At 72.1% G+C, this 16,720-nt stretch carries 19 protein-coding genes; 11 read left to right on the forward strand and 8 right to left on the reverse strand.

Going from position 1 to position 16,720, the window contains the following annotated elements; genetic code table 11:
• Window positions 1–82 precede the first annotated feature (82 nt).
• A complete protein-coding gene (locus tag OTB19_RS13770) occupies window positions 83–286 on the forward strand; it encodes a cold-shock protein (RefSeq protein ID WP_015610594.1) in 204 nt (67 codons plus the stop codon).
• Between the two features lie 189 nt (window positions 287–475).
• Here OTB19_RS13770 and OTB19_RS13775 read toward each other — a convergent pair whose 3' ends face one another.
• Window positions 476–2,239, reverse strand: coding sequence for a lytic transglycosylase domain-containing protein (locus OTB19_RS13775; protein WP_267798437.1), 1,764 nt, complete (start codon window positions 2,237–2,239; stop codon window positions 476–478).
• Between the two features lie 243 nt (window positions 2,240–2,482).
• Between OTB19_RS13775 and OTB19_RS13780 the strand changes: the two genes are divergently transcribed.
• The 3 genes from OTB19_RS13780 (at window position 2,483) to OTB19_RS13790 (ending at window position 6,289) form a co-directional block, all read left to right on the forward strand.
• Window positions 2,483–2,740 (forward strand): hypothetical protein, encoded by a 258-nt coding sequence (locus OTB19_RS13780; RefSeq protein ID WP_267798438.1) that lies wholly within the window; start codon window positions 2,483–2,485, stop codon window positions 2,738–2,740.
• A 134-nt stretch (window positions 2,741–2,874) separates the two neighbouring features.
• Window positions 2,875–3,657 (forward strand): SDR family oxidoreductase, encoded by a 783-nt coding sequence (locus OTB19_RS13785; RefSeq protein ID WP_267798439.1) that lies wholly within the window; start codon window positions 2,875–2,877, stop codon window positions 3,655–3,657.
• Between the two features lie 40 nt (window positions 3,658–3,697).
• Window positions 3,698–6,289: a bifunctional FO biosynthesis protein CofGH gene (locus tag OTB19_RS13790; protein ID WP_267798440.1), complete on the forward strand. Its 2,592-nt coding sequence runs from the start codon at window positions 3,698–3,700 to the stop codon at window positions 6,287–6,289.
• Between the two features lie 88 nt (window positions 6,290–6,377).
• On the opposite strand, the gene OTB19_RS13795 is transcribed toward OTB19_RS13790, so the two are convergent.
• The gene (locus OTB19_RS13795) at window positions 6,378–7,055 is read right to left on the reverse strand and encodes a tyrosine-protein phosphatase (protein WP_267798441.1); all 678 of its coding nucleotides are present in this window, start codon (window positions 7,053–7,055) and stop codon (window positions 6,378–6,380) included.
• A gap of 233 nt (window positions 7,056–7,288) precedes the next feature.
• Here OTB19_RS13795 and OTB19_RS13800 point away from each other — a divergent pair, with 233 nt between their 5' ends.
• A complete protein-coding gene (locus OTB19_RS13800) occupies window positions 7,289–8,599 on the forward strand; it encodes an ADP-ribosylglycohydrolase family protein (protein ID WP_267798442.1) in 1,311 nt (436 codons plus the stop codon).
• Between the two features lie 90 nt (window positions 8,600–8,689).
• Here the strand turns inward: OTB19_RS13800 and OTB19_RS13805 are convergent, their stop codons facing one another.
• Window positions 8,690–8,953 (reverse strand): hotdog fold domain-containing protein, encoded by a 264-nt coding sequence (locus OTB19_RS13805; protein WP_267798443.1) that lies wholly within the window; start codon window positions 8,951–8,953, stop codon window positions 8,690–8,692.
• A 146-nt stretch (window positions 8,954–9,099) separates the two neighbouring features.
• On the opposite strand from OTB19_RS13805, the gene OTB19_RS13810 reads away from it, so the two are divergent.
• Window positions 9,100–9,960, forward strand: coding sequence for a TIGR03619 family F420-dependent LLM class oxidoreductase (locus OTB19_RS13810; RefSeq protein WP_267798444.1), 861 nt, complete (start codon window positions 9,100–9,102; stop codon window positions 9,958–9,960).
• Window positions 9,961–10,068: 108 nt separating this feature from the next.
• On the forward strand, window positions 10,069–10,620 hold the full coding sequence (locus tag OTB19_RS13815) for a hypothetical protein (RefSeq protein WP_267798445.1): 552 nt from the start codon (window positions 10,069–10,071) through the stop codon (window positions 10,618–10,620).
• A gap of 104 nt (window positions 10,621–10,724) precedes the next feature.
• On the opposite strand, the gene OTB19_RS13820 is transcribed toward OTB19_RS13815, so the two are convergent.
• The gene (locus OTB19_RS13820) at window positions 10,725–11,240 is read right to left on the reverse strand and encodes a DinB family protein (protein WP_267798446.1); all 516 of its coding nucleotides are present in this window, start codon (window positions 11,238–11,240) and stop codon (window positions 10,725–10,727) included.
• Between the two features lie 54 nt (window positions 11,241–11,294).
• Window positions 11,295–11,735, reverse strand: coding sequence for an ATP-binding protein (locus tag OTB19_RS13825; protein ID WP_267798447.1), 441 nt, complete (start codon window positions 11,733–11,735; stop codon window positions 11,295–11,297).
• 127 nt (window positions 11,736–11,862) lie between these two features.
• Here OTB19_RS13825 and OTB19_RS13830 point away from each other — a divergent pair, with 127 nt between their 5' ends.
• Both OTB19_RS13830 and OTB19_RS13835 read left to right on the forward strand, forming a co-directional pair.
• Window positions 11,863–12,699, forward strand: coding sequence for a helix-turn-helix domain-containing protein (locus OTB19_RS13830; RefSeq protein ID WP_267798448.1), 837 nt, complete (start codon window positions 11,863–11,865; stop codon window positions 12,697–12,699).
• Window positions 12,696–12,938, forward strand: coding sequence for a DUF397 domain-containing protein (locus OTB19_RS13835; protein ID WP_267798449.1), 243 nt, complete (start codon window positions 12,696–12,698; stop codon window positions 12,936–12,938). Before OTB19_RS13830 ends, OTB19_RS13835 begins: the two co-directional genes overlap by 4 nt.
• A 12-nt stretch (window positions 12,939–12,950) precedes the next feature.
• Here OTB19_RS13835 and OTB19_RS13840 read toward each other — a convergent pair whose 3' ends face one another.
• A complete protein-coding gene (locus OTB19_RS13840; protein WP_053678895.1) occupies window positions 12,951–13,286 on the reverse strand; it encodes a hypothetical protein in 336 nt (111 codons plus the stop codon).
• Between the two features lie 149 nt (window positions 13,287–13,435).
• Here OTB19_RS13840 and OTB19_RS13845 point away from each other — a divergent pair, with 149 nt between their 5' ends.
• A complete protein-coding gene (locus tag OTB19_RS13845; protein ID WP_267798450.1) occupies window positions 13,436–13,954 on the forward strand; it encodes an FBP domain-containing protein in 519 nt (172 codons plus the stop codon).
• Window positions 13,955–14,087: 133 nt separating this feature from the next.
• Window positions 14,088–14,486 (forward strand): VOC family protein, encoded by a 399-nt coding sequence (locus OTB19_RS13850; protein WP_267798451.1) that lies wholly within the window; start codon window positions 14,088–14,090, stop codon window positions 14,484–14,486.
• A gap of 15 nt (window positions 14,487–14,501) precedes the next feature.
• Here OTB19_RS13850 and OTB19_RS13855 read toward each other — a convergent pair whose 3' ends face one another.
• Entirely contained in the window at window positions 14,502–14,798 is a 297-nt protein-coding gene (locus OTB19_RS13855) for a hypothetical protein (RefSeq protein ID WP_267798452.1), read from the reverse strand.
• Window positions 14,799–14,950: 152 nt separating this feature from the next.
• On the reverse strand, window positions 14,951–16,510 hold the full coding sequence (locus tag OTB19_RS13860; RefSeq protein WP_267798453.1) for an APC family permease: 1,560 nt from the start codon (window positions 16,508–16,510) through the stop codon (window positions 14,951–14,953).
• Window positions 16,511–16,720 lie beyond the last annotated feature (210 nt).

A 16,720-nucleotide genomic window follows, 5' to 3' on the forward strand; every position in this document is an offset into this window, starting at 1 on the left:
ATGTGACCCGCAGGCTTTTGTAGTTTTCAGACTTCTTAGCAGGTTCTGGAGCAGGGCGACCCTTTGGCCCATAGGAGGGCTCATGGCTACCGGAACCGTGAAGTGGTTCAACGCTGAAAAGGGCTTCGGCTTCATCGCCCAGGACGGCGGCGGCCCGGATGTCTTCGTCCACTACTCCGCGATCAATGCCTCTGGCTTCCGCTCCCTCGAGGAGAACCAGCAGGTCACCTTCGACGTCACGCAGGGTCCGAAGGGCCCGCAGGCGGAGAACGTCATCCCGGCCTAGTCGCCTGGCCGACCGGATCGCGGTTGGATTAAGCAGTACCCAAGGAGCCCTGCCTCCTCCGTGCGAGCGGAGGCGGCGGGGCTCCTGCCTTTCCCCTCTCCCCTCCGGTGTGTGCGAGGGGGGAACGCCGCTGCCCCGGTCGCCGTTCGACGGTGACCGGGGCAGCGGCGTTGTTCGGGGGGCCCGTTGCTACGGCTTCGCCGTCGTCGGGGTCGTGGGCGTCGGGTTCGCAGGCGTCGTCGGCGTCGTGGGCGGCACCGTCGCAGAGGCGTCGACCTTGAGCGTCAGGACCAGTTCGACCTTCTCCGGGGTGAGCACGCGCAGCTGGTAGGTGCCCGGGGCCACGCCGTCGGTGAACAGCTCCGGCAGGGCGATCCTGCCGTCGGCGCCCGTCGGGGCCAGGTCCAGGGTGGTCAGCTTCTCGCCGTCCTTGCCCTTGAAGTACGGGCCCTTCGCGGTCTTCGGGTCCACCGGCACCCACGCGCCCGTGGCCTCGTCCTTCACGACCAGGCCCGCGACGGCCTTGGTGCCGGCGATCGGCTTGCCCTTGGCGGTGGCCAGCAGCTCCACGCCCTTGAAGCTCGTGCCCGTGACGACTTCCAGCGGCTTGTCGGCGCCGCTGTCCACGCGAACCAGCAGGTCCGCCGCGGGCTTCGCCAGGACGGTGCCCTTCAGCATCACCGTGAACTGGCTCGTCATGTCGTACGCCGTGGCCCGGAAGGAGAACGTGCCCGGCTTCGGACCGGCCGTCAGCTCGGGGACGGTCGCGATGCCCTGGGCGTCGGTGGTGACGACCACGGAGTTCTTCTTGGCGGCCCGGAAGACGGTGCCGCCCGTGGTGTCGTCCGGCTCCACGGCGAGCACGACCTGGCGGCCGGCGGCCGGCTTGCCGTCGGTGAGCAGCGCCTTGACCTTCAGGGTCGGGGTGAAGGCGCTCCCGACCTCGGCCTTCAGTTCCGCCTCGCCGATCAGCGACAGCTTCGCGAGGCGCGCGACCGGCGGCTCCGGCTTGGTGGGCGGCTTGGTCGGCGGGGTCGTCGGCTTGGTGGGCGGGGTCGTGGGCTTGGTCGGCGGCTTCTGCGGGGTGCCGCCCGTCGGCGGCCTCGTGGCCGGGGGCCGGGTGACCGGCTGCCGCGGGATGGGCAGGGTGCCCGTCGCGGGCGGGGTCGGGTAGGTGCCGACGGGCGGGTTCGGGACCCCGGCGACGCCGCCTTCCTGGTACTGGCGCATGTACCCGAGGACGGTGTTCACGTACTCGCGGGAACTGTTGTAGCTGAGGAGCGCCGCGTCGAGCTTGGCCGGGTCCGAGAGGTCCTTGTCGCCCGCGCACAGATAGAGGCCGGTGCCCAGCGCGGCGTCGTACATGTTGTTGGGGTCGCGTTGGCCGTCGCCGTTGCCGTCGGCGCCGTACGTCTTCCAGGTCTCGGGGATGAACTGCATCGGGCCGATCGCGCGGTCGTACTCGGTGTCCGCGTCCCACTGGCCCTTGTCGGTGTCCTTGATCTGGGCGAAGCCGTTGCCGTCCAGGCGGGGACCGCGGATCGGGCGTTCGGTGGACCCGTCGGACTTGAGCCCGTAGCCGGAGGCGTGCACGGACTCGACCCGGCCTATGCCCGCCACCAGCTGCCAGGGCAGCTTGCAGTTGGGGAGCGCGGCGGCCACGGCCACCTCGGCGCGCTTGTAGGCGTCGAGGGCCGTTCCCGGTATGCCGCTCGCGCTCTCGGGGGCGCCCGCGGTCGCGGGTGGCTGCGGGTTCGCGAGGTCTTCGGGCAGGTCCAGCCGGGCGTCGCCGCGGTCGGCGGCCTGGGGGCTGTCCGGTGTCGGTTCGGATTCGCCCGCGCCGGCGGTCGACGGGTTGGTCACGACGGCGGCGGTGGTCAGGCTGGCCGCGAGCGCGGCCGTGCACAGGACCTTGCGTGAGGTGTTGACTACATGACGGTGAAGCGGCTTCACAGTGCGGCGATCCCCCCGAGGCGGCCGTCAGTACGTGCGGCTGGTCGAGCCGTGAATCTTCTGTCTATCAGGTATTCGGACGCGACTCACCGGGGCCCGGGCAGATATGACACACCATTCGTCTCGGTTTCGTCGCTCGTTCGGTCGGGACGACCGGCAGGGTCGGCGCGGGCCCTTCGACCCTGCCCGAAACACCCCAATGACCCGGTGTGGGTGGCTTCTTCGCTCTTTGGCCTGGTTTGCATGACAGTCGGCAACACGATGCACCGGCGCCCCCTGCTCCTCGGCGGCGCGCTGATCGCCGTCCTGGGCGTGGCGGTGGGGGGCGGTGTCCACGCCATGGCGACGGGGACGGACGCGCGGAAGGGGTCGGCGCAGGCCTCGGGAGCGCCCGACGGGCGGTCCGACGGCAGGGAGGTGGACATGTCCTCCGGGAAGGGCATCGCCTCGATCGACCCGAGGGCCTTCCGCGACCTGGTGGCGGCGAACACGAGGCCCTGACGGCGCGCCCCGTGGACGAGGAGGACGGTCCGGAGGGCACCCCCCCTCCCTCTCTTCCCATCCCCGGCCCCACGCCCTACTCTGACGCCCCGTCAGATCTGCTGAGCCGGCATCACCGGCCTGGAGGGCGCGCCATGCTGCTGCGAGGGAAGACCGTCATCGTGTCCGGGGTCGGCGCCGGGCTGGGGCACCAGGTGGCCGCCACCGTGGTGCGGGACGGCGGGAACGCCGTGCTCGGGGCGCGGACCGAGGCGAACCTGGTCAAGTCCGCCGCCGAGATCGACCCGGACGGGGCGCACACCGCGTACCTGCCGACCGACATCACCGACGAAGCCCGCTGCGAGGCCCTGGTGGCCCTCGCCGAGGAGCGGTTCGGCGGGGTGGACGCGGTGGTGCACGTGGCCGCCTGGGACTCGCACTTCGGTGGTCTGGAGGACGCCGACTTCGGGACCTGGCAGCAGATCCTGGACGTGAACCTGTTGGGGACCCTGCGCATGACGCGGGCCTGCCTGCCCGCGCTGAAGCGGGCCGGCGGCTCCGTCGTGATCATCGGGACGCAGTCGGCGGTGGCGAGTCCGTCGCAGGTGCAGCAGGCCGCGTACGCCGCCTCCAAGGGGGCGCTGACCTCCGCCATGTACTCGATGGCCCGGGAGCTCGGGCCGTACCGGATCCGGGTCAACACCGTGCTGCCGGGCTGGATGTGGGGGCCGCCGGTGCAGGCGTTCGTCACGTTCACCGCGCACGGCGAGGGGGTCCCCGAGGAGGAGGTGCGGGCCCGGCTCGCCGAGCGGATGGCGCTGCCCGATCTCGCGACGGACGGGGACGTCGCGGACGCCGCCGCGTTCCTGGCCTCGGACCGGGCACGGGCGATAACCGGCCAGTCTCTGCTGGTCAACGCCGGTGAGCTGATGCGATGACCCCCTCCACCGCCGGATCGGTGGATCGTATGCTCGGGCCATGACCACTCCGAGTGACGCTCCGACCGACAACGCGATGCGCCGCGCGCTCCGGCGGGCCCGCGACGGCGTCGCGCTCGACGCGACCGAGGCGGCCGTGCTCCTCCAGGCGCGCGGCGAGTCCCTGAAGGACCTCGCCGCCTCCGCCGCGCGAGTGCGGGACTCCGGGCTCGACGCCGCCGGGCGGCCCGGTGTCATCACGTACTCGCGCAAGGTGTTCATCCCCCTCACCCGGCTCTGTCGCGACAAGTGCCACTACTGCACGTTCGTCACGGTGCCCGGCAAGCTCCGCCGGGACGGCCACGGGATGTACCTCTCGCCCGACGAGGTCCTCGACATCGCGCGCAAGGGTGCCGCGATGGGCTGCAAGGAGGCCCTGTTCACCCTCGGGGACCGCCCCGAGGACCGTTGGCCCGAGGCCCGTGAGTGGCTGCACGCGCACGGCTACGACGACACGCTGGCCTACGTGCGGGCGATGGCGATCCGGGTCCTGGAGGAGACGGGTCTGCTCCCGCACCTCAATCCGGGTGTCCTGTCGTGGTCCGAGCTCCAGCGGCTGAAGCCCGTCGCGCCGTCGATGGGGATGATGCTGGAGACCACCGCGACCCGCCTGTGGTCCGAGCCCGGCGGCCCGCACCACGGTTCCCCGGACAAGGAGCCGGCGGTCCGGTTGCGGGTGCTGGAGGACGCGGGGCGTTCCAACGTCCCGTTCACGACCGGGGTGCTGATCGGCATCGGAGAGACCTACGAGGAGCGCGCCGACGCGTTCTTCGAGTTGCGGCGGATCCAGCGCAGCTACCACGGCATCCAGGAAGTGATCGTCCAGAACTTCCGGGCTAAGCCGGACACGGCCATGCGCGGCATGCCCGACGCGGAGTTGGAGGAGCTGGCGGCCGCGATCGCGGTGGCCCGGCACCTGCTCGGCCCGTCGGCCCGCATCCAGGCTCCGCCGAACCTGGTCGACGAGGAGTACGCGCTGCTGATCGGGGCGGGCATCGACGACTGGGGCGGGGTGTCGCCGCTGACGCCCGACCACGTGAATCCCGAGCGCCCCTGGCCGCACATCGAGGAGCTGGCCGCGCGGACGGCCGCCGCCGGCTTCGAGCTGCGCGAGCGCCTCACGATCTATCCGGAGTTCCTGGAGCGCGGGGAGCCGTGGCTCGATCCCCGGTTGCTGCCGCACGTACGGGCGTTGGCCGACGCGGGGACGGGGCTGGCGGACGAGACGGCCGCGGTCGAGGGCCGGCCGTGGCAGGAGCCCGACGAGGGTTTCGCCGCGTACGGGCGCACCGACCTGCACACCGCGATCGACACCGAGGGGCGCACGGGCGACCGGCGCGAGGACTTCGACCACGTCTACGGGGACTGGGACGCCCTGCGGGAGGCCGCGGCGCCCGGAATGGTCCCGGAGCGGATCGACACGGACGTCCGGGCGGCCCTCGCCCGGGCGGCGGACGACCCGACGGCGCTGACCGACGAGCAGGCCCTCGCCCTGTTGCACGCGGACGGCCCGGCGTTGGACGCGCTGTGCCGGATCGCGGACGACCTGCGCAGGTCGGTGGTGGGTGACGAGGTCACGTACATCGTCACGCGGAACATCAACTTCACCAACGTCTGTTACACCGGCTGCCGCTTCTGCGCGTTCGCGCAGCGCCGTACGGACGCGGACGCGTACACGCTCTCGCTGGACCAGGTCGCGGACCGGGCGGCGCAGGCCTGGGACGTGGGCGCGGTCGAGGTCTGCATGCAGGGCGGCATCCACCCGGACCTGCCCGGCACGGCGTACTTCGACATCGCGCGGGCGGTGAAGGAGCGGGTCCCCGGCATGCACGTGCACGCCTTCTCGCCGATGGAGGTCGTCAACGGCGCCACCCGCACCGGAATGTCGGTGCGGGACTGGCTGACGGCGGCCAAGGAGGCCGGGCTGGACTCCATTCCGGGGACGGCGGCGGAGATCCTGGACGACGAGGTCCGCTGGGTGCTCACCAAGGGCAAGCTGCCGACGGCGGACTGGATCGACGTCGTCTCCACGGCGCACGAGCTGGGCATCCGGTCCTCGTCGACGATGATGTACGGGCACGTGGACCAGCCTCGGCACTGGCTGGGGCACTTCCGCACGCTGGCCCGGATCCAGCAGGACGCGGTGGCCAAGGGCGTGGAGGGGTTCACGGAGTTCGTGACGCTCCCGTTCATCCACACCAACGCGCCCGTGTACCTGGCGGGGATCGCCCGGCCCGGTCCGACGGTCCGCGACAACCGGGCGGTGACGGCGATGGCCCGGCTGCTGCTCCACCCGCACATCACCAACATCCAGACGAGCTGGGTGAAGCTGGGTGCGGAGGGTGCGGCGGAGATGCTCCGGTCCGGTGCGAACGACCTGGGCGGGACGCTGATGGAGGAGACCATCTCCCGCATGGCGGGGTCGAGTTACGGCTCGTACAAGTCGGTGCGGGACCTGATCGCGGTCGCGGAGGCGGCCGGCCGGCCGGCGAAGGCCCGTACGACGCTGTACGGGGAGGTGCCCGAGGAGCGGCAGCGGGCGGCCGGGGCCTCGGACGGGCACCTGCCGGAGCTGCTGCCGATCGCGGAGTAGGCCGGAGCGGGGACGACGACGCGGCGCGGGGCCCGACCGGGATCGATCCGGCCCCGTTGCGCGCGGCGCTGCCGGGCTCGGTGCGGGCTCAGCCGACGAGGAGGTCCTCGCGAAGCTCCCGCAGTTCGCGGCGGTCGATGCCGAGGCCCTTGTCGAGGTAGCGGTCGAAGGATCCGTACGCGGCCCGGACCTCGTCGTAGCCGGCGAAGACGTCGGCGACGACGTACTTCGCGCCGACCGGCACGCGGTCGACGTCCTTGGTGCGCTCGTCGGTCATGCGCAGGTCGAAGACGTTGTCGGTGAGCTTGGCCAGGGCGTCGGAGCGGTAGATCTCGCCCATCTTGACCCACTGGCCGTCGGTGGTGCGGTAGCCGCCGGCGTCGCGGAAGTTGGCCGTTCCCTCCAGTCGCACGAGGCGGTCGGCGAGGCGCAGGCCCTGGCCTCGCTCCGGCTTGAAGTCGAACCACTGGCGGTCGGCGGCGGGCAGTCCCCTGACCACGGTCCGGCCTCGGGAGCCGCCCTGGGCGACGACCTTGCCGTTCGCCCTGATCTCGACGTGCCCGGTGCCGCGGGCGCTCCACCGGAGGGTGAACGCACCGTCGGCGCCGGCGGTGACGGAGGCCTCGGTGAAGGGGATGGCGGAACGGTTCTGGTGCCGGCCGTCCCGGGGGGAGTCCCAGCCCGCGGCGGTCGCGGCGGGGGCCGCGACCAGGGAGGCGGTGAGCGTGGAGGCGACGACGGTCGCGGCGAGGAGTGCCTTCTTCATGTCGTCGAGGCCGTGGGCCCGCGGACAACGCCGGGTGAACGCGGTGTGGCCGAAAACAACCGGACCCGAGGCCAGTGGCAAAACGTGCCACGATTGTGTCATTCGGCGAGATCCTGTCCGGAACCATTCATATTCCGGCCGTTCTACGGCCACTTATGGGCGGCGTGACTTACTCCTTCCGGATTCGACCGAACCTGTCCACTACAGTGCGCGCCAGAGCTTGGGGGGACGACATGGACACGATGACGACCGCGACCGCGGCCGGCACGGGAACCGCCGGTACGAACGGGGCGGCGACGTCGGTGGAGGGGGAGGAACCGGCGCCGACCACGCCCGTGTCCGCCGCGCCGGCAGAGCCCGCCGCGCAGGAAGCGGGGGAGGCGGGGACGCGGGTCCCGCAGGCGCAGGTCCCGGACCAGGCGCCCGCGAACGTGCGCCCGGCGCTCTGGGGTCGGGTCGAGCAGCAGGACTTCCGCAGCCGGGTGCGCGGCACCCTGCTCGGCGCCGCCATCGGGGACGCGCTCGGCGCGCCCGTCGCCGGTCTCTCCCTCGACGGCATCCGCGAGGCGTACGGCCTGGCGGGGCTGACCGAACTCGCCCCCGCCTACGGCCGTCGGGGCACGGTCACCGCGTCCACCCAGCTCACGCTGTTCACCGTGGACGGCCTGATACGGGCCCACGTGCGCCGGGACACCGGCGGCTGGCACCCGCCGACCGACGTCCACCGGGCCTACCTGCGCTGGGCCGCGACCCAGCACGACTGGGGGCCCGACGAGCGGCGCAAGGACAACGGCTGGCTCGCGCAGGAGGAGTGGCTCTACGCCCGCCGCGGCCCGGACCGGGCCTGCATGACCGGCTTCGCCGACGAGACGCTCGGCACCCTGGAACAGCCGAAGAATCCCACCGCCCGGGACGCGGCGGCGACCGTCCGCTCGGCCCCCTTCGGTCTGCTGGTCGGCTGGGAACCGGCGCTCGTGCTGCAACTCGCCGTGGAGTGCGCGGCGCAGAGCCACGGGCACCCCACCGCGTTCCTGTCGGCCGGGGCGCTCGCCGTGATCGTCCACGGGCTGACCCGGGGCGAGTCCCTCGACGCCGCGATCCAGCGGGCCCTGGGCCTGCTGGGCGCCCGCGCCCAACACCAGCCGGTCACGGACGCCCTCCAGCGGGCCGTCTCGGCCGTCACCCTGGGCGAACCCAGCCCCAAGATGGTCGAGTCGCTGTCCCCGGGCGACGGCCGCGACGCGGAGGACGCGTTGGCCGTGGCCGTGTACTGCGCCCTGGTGGCCGAGGACGTCCCGCACGGGCTGCGCCTCGCCGTCAACCACGGCGGGGACTCCACCGCCACCGGCGCCCTGTGCGGCGCGCTGTTGGGCGCCCTGCACGGGGAGACCGCCCTGCCGGCGGCCTGGTTGGCCGACCTGGAGGGGCGGTCCACGATGCTGGAGCTCTCCGACGACTTCGCCCTGGAGATGACGCAGGGGCCCGCCCTGCACGGCCCCTCGGTCTCGGCTCCCGGCTGGCTGGCCCGCTACCCGCGCGGCTGACCGGCGCCTCCGGCGGGACCCGGGGCCGGGGCCGGACCGTGGGTCGGGTCGGGCCCGGGACCGACGGACGGGACCCGGACCCGCGCCCCGTCAGGTCCGGGGGCGCGGCTCGATCCACAGGGCCTCGGCCACCGCGCACAGGTCACCGTCCGCCGTGGTCAGCGCGGTGCCCGCCGTGTACTTGCGGCCCTCCCCACCGAGCAGCCAGGCGTACGAGATCAGGCCCGCGCCCCCGACCGGCACGGGCCGCAGCAGGCGGGCCGTCAGGGCCGCCGTGACCGCGCCGGCCGGCCGGTGGGCGAGCAGGCGAGCGGGCGGCCCGCCGCGTTGCCGGGGCAGTCCAGCGCGCCCCACACGAGTTCGGGCGGCAACATCCCGTCCTCGCCCATGTCGTCACCCCGTCGTGTCGAACCACGTGTCGAACCACTGTGTCGAACGTCTGCCACCCGCACGCCGAACCCCGTACGTTGGCCGCCCCACGTCTCGGAGGTGCCTCAGCCATGCGGATCGCCGTCACCATCTTCCTCACCGACCTCACCGTCTCCCCCACCGGCCTCGCCCGTGCCTTGGAGGAGCGCGGGTTCTCCGGGCTCTACCTGCCCGAGCACACCCACATCCCGGTGAGTCGGGCCACGCCGGCGCCCATGGGCGGGGACCTCCCGGAGGAGTACGGGCGCACCCTCGACCCGTTCGTGGCCCTCGGCCAGGCCTCGGCCGTGACGGAGCGCCTCGACCTCGGCACCGGCATCACCCTGGTGACCCAGCACGATCCGATCGCCCTCGCGAAGCAGGTCGCGACGCTGGACCACCTGTGCGGCGGCCGGTTCACGCTCGGGATCGGCTACGGCTGGAACGTCGAGGAGGCCGCCGACCACGGCGTCGAGTGGTCCGGGCGGCGCGAACTGGTGCGGGACCGGATGGCGTTGATGCGGGCCCTGTGGGCTCCGGAACCCACCGCGTACGAGGGCGTGTACGGCTCCGTGCAGGCCAGCCGGGCGTACCCCAAGCCGGTGCGGCCCGCGCGTGACCTCGGTCCCGGGCGCACCCTCCACGGCCCCCGCACCCTGATCGGCGGCGCGGCCGGCCCGAAGCTGTTCGCGGCCGTCGCCGACCACTCGGACGGCTGGCTCCCGATCGGTGGCGGCGGCCTGAGCGAGTCCGTCCCGGTGCTGCGGCAGGTGTGGGAGGACGCGGGCCGCGACCCGAAGGACCTCCAGGTGGTCCCGTACGCGGTCCGCCCGAACGCGGGCAAGCTCGCGTACTACGAGAGCCTCGGGATCGAGGAGGTGGTGCTGCAACTCCCGTCGGCGGGGGAGGCCGAAGTGCTGTCCACCCTGGACGAGTTCGCCCCGTACCTCTGACCGGCCCGCCGTGCCCCTGACCGGCCCGCCTCCCCGGCGCGGGGACGGGGGACCCCTGGTACGTTGACGCGTTCGACCGATCGGGTCGCGTCCACCGGGGGATCACTCATGCACACGAACCAGCGCGTCCGCCTCGTCGCCGCCGGCGCGGCGACCGCCCTCGCGCTCACGCTCACCGGCTGTGGCGGCGGCGGTGCGGACAAGGGCGACGACGCGAAGCGGGAGCAGTCGAAGTCCCCGGCGCCCGCATCCGGCTCCCCGGCGGCCTCGGGCTCACCTTCGAGCCCGGCCGCCGGATCCACGGCCGGGGGCACGGGCAAGGACTCGGCGGCCGGCAGCCTGGACGGGGCCTGGATCGCCTCGGCCACGCCGGGCATGGGCGTCGTCTTCACCGTCAACGGCAAGTCGGCCTTCCTGTCGGAGTCCGCGACCGGCATCGTCTGCGAGGGCTCCGCCACCGGCGCGACCATCGACCTGGCGTGCCCGGCGGGCAGCAAGCGGACGAAGGGGCGGGTGGAGTCCGTGGACGCCAAGAAGCTGAAGGTCGCCTGGGCCGGCGGGGCGACGGAGACCTTCGACCGGTACGCGTCGGACCGCTTCCCGACCGCCCTCCCGACCGACCTCCCGACCGACCTGCCGAAGCTTCCGCCCACGCCGTAGCCCGCGCCCGGGGGCCGCCGTCAGGCCCCGTCGGAGCCTCCCCCCCTCGCGAAGGGCGCTGCCGGAGGCCGTCGCCGCGTCCGACGCGCCCCCGCCCGCCCGGCTCAGACGCCGGTCTGGCCGTCGAGGAGTTCGCGGAGGATGTCGAGGTGGCCGTTGTGGCGGGAGGTCTCCTCGATGAGGTGGAGGAGGATCCAGCGGAGGTCCACGTGGCGGCCGTCCCGGATGGGACGGACCGCCTTCGCGTCCAGGTCGTGCTCGGCCAGCAGGGCGCGGTAGCGGGCGCTCTGTTCCTCGTACTCGGCGAGGAGGCGGGGCAGCGGGACGTCGAGCGACTGCCGCATCTCGGGGTCGGGGTCCTCCTCGGTCAACTCGGCGAAGGGCCCGACGACCTCCTCGCCGAGGAACACGACCTGGATCCAGTGGTACTCGACCCACCGGATGTGGCCGATCAGTCCGCAGAACGTCATCAGGGGCGAGCCGGGGAGCGGCGCCTTGCGGGCGTCCTCCGCGGAGAGCCCCTCGCACTTGGCGCGGGCCGTGTCGCGGGCGTATTCGAGGAAGGTGGTCAGCTGCGTACGCTCGTCCCAGGCGGGGGGCGTATCGGTTCGTCGTGTCATCGCGGGCAGTGTCGTACGGCGGGCAACCCGTGTCGAACGAATTAGCGGAACGGATCAGGGGGCGGCGGATGTCGGCGTGACGAGTTCCGCCCACACCGTCTTGCCGACCGTCCTCGACACGACCCCCCAGTCGTGGGCGACGGCCGCGACGAGCCGCAGACCGTGACCGCCTTCCGCATGGTGCACGTACGGGCTCACGGCCGGCCGGCCGCCGGCCCGCGCGTCGGACACCTCGATGCGGAGCACCCCTTCGAGCAGGGCCATCCGCAGCTCGAAGTCCCGCCCGGGGACCCGGCCGTGGGTGACGGCGTTCCCGGCGAGTTCGGCGACGAGCAGCGCGGCGTCGTCGGACAGTTCGGAGCGGTGGGGGATGCCCCAGTCGTGCAGCGTCAGCAGGGCGAACCGGCGGCCGAGGCGGGCGCCGCGAGGGGTCGAGCTGAAACGCTGAGTGAACACACGTACGAGGTGGCCGGCGGACCCGGCGGGTGCGGTCATGAGATCAACGTCCCGTGCGGGCAAGGGGGTTCCCAGCAATCCGACCGCTACTTTTCATCTGTACGAGTCCACGCGCTGGACAGGCGCGGTCACCGTCGGTGAGCCTGATGGCCGGGAGGTGACCTCCATGGCGAGTGTCGACGACAACGGTGAAAGCGGTCCCGAGCCGGACGGCGACCTGCGCCACTTCGGCGAGACGGTCAAGGCCTTCCGCAAACGCGCGGGCCTGACGCAGGAACAGTTGCACCCCCTGATCCGCTACTCGGTGCAGTACATCGGCTCGGTGGAGCAGGGCCGCCGCCACCCGTCCACGAAGTTCGTGGAGAAGGCGGAGGAGGTGCTGGACGCCTTCGGCGTCATCCGGCTCGCGGCGAAGCAGTTGCAGCGCAGGCGGGGGCTGGCGTCGTGGTTCCGCCGGTGGGCGGAGCACGAGGACGGCGCGATCGCCCTCAACACGTACGAATGCCGGGCCGTCCCGGGCCTGTTGCAGCCCGAGCCGTACGCGCGGGCCCTCTTCGAGACGGTGCCGCCGCTGCCCACCGCGAGCGACCTGGAAGCGCGGATGGTGGCGCGGTCGGAGCGACAGAAGCTGCTGCTGCGCGTCCCGTACATCATGTTCAGCTTCATCGTCGAGCAGAGCCTGATCGAGCGGCAGACGGGCGGGAAGGAGGTCACCCGCGAGCTGATCGGCCACCTGCTGGAGTGCTCGCTGCTGCCGAACGTGGACATCCAGATCATGCCGCTCGTCCAGCCGGTGCACGCGGGCGCCGACGGGCCCTTCCGGCTCCTCGAAACCTGGGAACACGAGTGGCTGGGGTACAGCGAGGGACAGAAGACGGGCCATGTGATCACCGACCCCAAAGCCGTCAGCGTCCTTCACCAGCGGTATGCCAAACTTCGCATCCAGGCCCTCAATCCGGCTGACAGCGCGGGCCTGTTGATGCGAATGCGAGGTTCTCTGTGAACGGCTCCGAGTTGCGGTGGTTCAAGAGCAGCTACAGCAGTGGCGACGGGGACAACTGCGTCGAGGTCGCCCTCTCCTGGCACAAGTCCACCTACAGCGGCAGCGAAGGCGACGACTGCGTCGAGGTCGCCGCCTGCGCCGACACCGTGCACGTCCGGGACTCCAAGGTCGCCGCCGGTCCCCAGCTCGCCGTCGCGCCCGCCGTGTGGACGGCGTTCCTCGGCGGCGTCACCGGCTAGCGCTCCGTACGACTACGGCGGGGGTATCGGTCCCGGCGCGGTCACGCCGATCGCCGGACGCCAGAAGCGCCCGTCAGGCAGGGCCTGACGGGCGCCGAGGAAGTAGTCCGCGTCGCGCTGGAAACCGAGACCCGGGACGATGCGCCGCAGGTGGGGCCATATGCCGGGCACCACCCGGTACTCCCCCGTCACCATCCACGGATCGTCGCCCAGCACGAACAGGTGCCGGACCACGAGGAACTGTTCCCGCGAGAGCGAGCAGGACTCGACCATCTCCTCGTCCGGCCCGAAGCCGGTCAGGTCCCAGACGAGATTGTGCCCGTCGGCGAATGGATAGTCGCTGCTCACCGCCTCACGCTAGGGCGGGCCCCCGACCGCCCGCACCTGCTTTTCACCGCCGCTTCACGTGATCGTCTCGCCGGGCGCGGGCTCCGGCGGTCGGCAGCGCGGGACAAAGCACGTGCAGCGGGCACGCATATCGGCGTATCGTCCCCCGCATGGACCCGCTCACCGAGAAACAGATCCGTGGCTCCTTCGTGAACTGCACGAAGGGCGAGGCCTCCCGCCTCCGGCTGCCGCTGGACTTCGGCGACCTGCCCTGGGAGGACCTGGACTTCCTCGGCTGGGTGGACCCGGGTGCCCCGCTGCGCGCCCACCTCGTGCGGACCGGCCCCGACGGCGTGCCCGTGGGCATCACCCTGCGCGTGCCCGCGTCGAACGGCGCCAGTGCCCTGAAGTCCAGCATCTGCATGGTCTGCCTGACCGGGCACGCCTCGTCCGACGTGGCGCTGCTGTCCGCTCCCCTCGCCGGGGCCCGCGGCCGGGAGGGCAACACCGTCGGCATCTACCTGTGCGCCGACCTGGCCTGCTCGCTGTACCTGCGGGGCAAGCGGCGGTCCAAGCGGGCGACGGGGGCCTACGTGGAGACCCTGAGCCTGGAGGAGCGGATCGAGCGGGCGCTCGGGAACCTCGACGCGTTCACGGCGAAGGTCACCGGCGCGCGCGTGGGCGCCTGAGCGCTCCGCGCACGGCCCGGCCGGCAGTCGTCTGCCCACCCCATCCGCCCGCCCGGCCACCCGTCCGCCCCCATCTGACGGATCTCCCCGCGCGATCCGGCTCCCCGGCGCACGGCGGCGTACCCTGCCCCGCATGATCGATTCACGTACGCACGTTCGTGTCGCCCGCCCCTCGCTCGACCTGGAGGCCGCCGAGCGGTTCTACGTGGACGGGCTCGGCCTGGACGTCCTGTGGCGCACCAGCGGTCACGTGTCGGGGGAGCACGATCTGGTGATGGTCGGACTCCCCGGGGGCGGTTGGCACTTCGAGCTGACGCACGACCCGGAGGACCCGATCGCGCCGTCCCCGACGGTCGACGACCTGTTCGTCGTCTACCTCGGCCGGGAGCCCGAGCCGGCCCTCGTCCAGCGCCTGATCGAGCACGGCGGCACCCGCGTCTCCTCGCACAACCCCTACTGGGACGAGCACGGGGTCACGGTCGCCGACCCCGACGGCTACCGCCTGGTGCTCTGCTCCCGCGCCTGGGGCTGAGGCACGCCCCGGGGGTCAGCCGACGCCGGGGGCCTTCGGCAGGCCGGCGGTCAGGGCCGTGCCGGCTCCGGAGAGGGAGGCGTCGGTGGCCTTGGTGGCGCTGCCGGCCGCCGAGGCGGTGACGTTGACCGCCGTCTTGGCGTCGGTGACGGTCTGCGCGGGGTGGTCGGCGATCTCCACCACCCGCTTGGTGATCGGGGTGTCCCCCTGGACGACCGGTCCGTCGGCGTGCGCGACGGCCGGGGTGAGGGCGAGGGCGGCGCCGCCGGAAAGAACCAGGGCGGCGAGATTGCGCTTCATGGTCTTCTTCATGGCCGGAACAACGACGCCGCTCGGCCGGGGTCACCGCGGCTCGCCGCTCGCGGGGGCCGGCGGACGCCGAGGGCCCCGGACCGTGGGGAACGATCCGGGGCCCCGGGGATGACACGGCGGCGTGGCGGGGCGGGCCGCGGGGCCCGCCGGGGTCAGTCCTCGACCACCAGGGCCGGCGTGGCCTTCGTCAGGACCTGGCCGCGGAAGAAGGCGGGGCTGCGGCGTTCGGTGACGAACATGACGACCAGGCCGAGGGCCAGCAGGCCGACGCCGATGATGAAGACGCTGCCGACGCCGAGGACCGTGGAGCCGGAGCCGTAGGACGGGTTCCACATGTCGATGAGGGTCTTGAAGAAGACGGTGGCGAGCAGCAGGCCGCCGAGGACCGGGAAGACGCCCTTGAAGAACAGGTCGCGGGCCGAGTTCCGCAGTTCCTTGCGGAAGTACCAGGCGCAGGCGAAGGCCGTCAGCGAGTAGTAGAAGCAGATCATCAGGCCGAGCGCGAAGATCGTGTCGGTCAGGACGTTCTCGCTGACGAGCGTCATCACGGTGTAGAAGACGCCGGTGGCGACGCCCGCCATGACGGTGGCGCGGCCGGGGGTCTTGAACCGGGGGTGGACCTTGGCGTAGGAGGACGGCAGCGCCTCGTACGTGGACATCGCGAGGACCGTGCGGGCGACCGGGATGAAGGTGGTCTGCAGGGACGCGGTGGCGGAGGCGAGGACGGCGACGAAGAGCAGGATGCCGAGCATCGGGCCCATGACGGGGCCGGCGAGAGCGGCGAAGACGTTGTCGGAGGTCTCCGGGTTTCCGAGGCCGAGGCCGGAGGTGCCGGAGCCGACGGCCATCTGGGCGGCGATGCCGGTGGCCAGGTACGAGCCGACGAGGACGATCATCGCGATGAGCGAGGCGCGGCCCGGGGTCTTGGCGGAGCCGGTGGTCTCCTCGTTGGTGGCGAGACACGCGTCCCAGCCCCAGTACATGAAGATCGAGAGCGAGAGTCCGGCGGTGAAGGCGGCCATGGACTCGACCGCGAAGGGGTTCATCCACTGCCAGGAGAAGTCCAGGCCGGTGTCGAAGGAACCGGCGGAAGCCTTCTGGAAGGCCATGGCGACGAAGATGGCGAGGACGGCGAGCTGGAGGCCGACCAGGGCGTACTGGACGCCCTTGGTGGCCGTCATGCCGCGGTAGCTGATGGCGGTCGCGGTGGCGATGAGGGTGAGGCAGGTGGCGATGTGGACGAGCTTGTTGTCGTCCAGGGCGGAGATCGACGGATTGTTCGTGATCTCGCCGGCCAGCAGCCAGAAGTAGGAGGTGGCGACGCCGGCCAGGTTGGACAGGACGATGATCGTGGCGATCACCAGGCCCCAGCCGCACATCCAGCCGATCCGCGGGCCGAAGGCCTTCACGGTCCAGGTGAACGAGGTGCCGCAGTCCGGCATGGCCTTGTTCAGCTCGCGGTACGCGAAGGCGACCAGGAGCATCGGGAGGAAGCCGGCCAGGAAGACCGCCGGCATCTGGACGCCGACTTCCCCGGCGGTGGAGCCGAGGGTCGAGGTCAGGCAGTAGACGGGGGCGACGGTGGAGATGCCGATGACGGCGCTTCCCACCAGTCCGACGGACCCCTTGCCGAGGCCCTTGCCACGAACGTCGCCCTCGGCGACGCCGCTTACCGTGTCTCCGACCCGCGGCCGAACGTCCAGCTGTGTCATGGGTAGGGACGTTAGATGCTGCGGTTTCCTCATCCGGAGGACCAAGGTCCGTTACCGCGTGGGTCCAAATTCCTTGGAATCTTGAGGCCGAGACAGTTCACACTCTGGCAATACAAGGTTCACTCGGGCATCTATTCATGTTTCGGAAGGCTCGGGGGCAAAGCTTCCGGAATGCGGAAACCGCAGCCTTGCCCGTTATGCCCGTTTCAA

Origin of the sequence: Streptomyces sp. H27-H5 (assembly GCF_026627505.1) — a bacterium.
GTDB lineage: Bacteria > Actinomycetota > Actinomycetes > Streptomycetales > Streptomycetaceae > Streptomyces.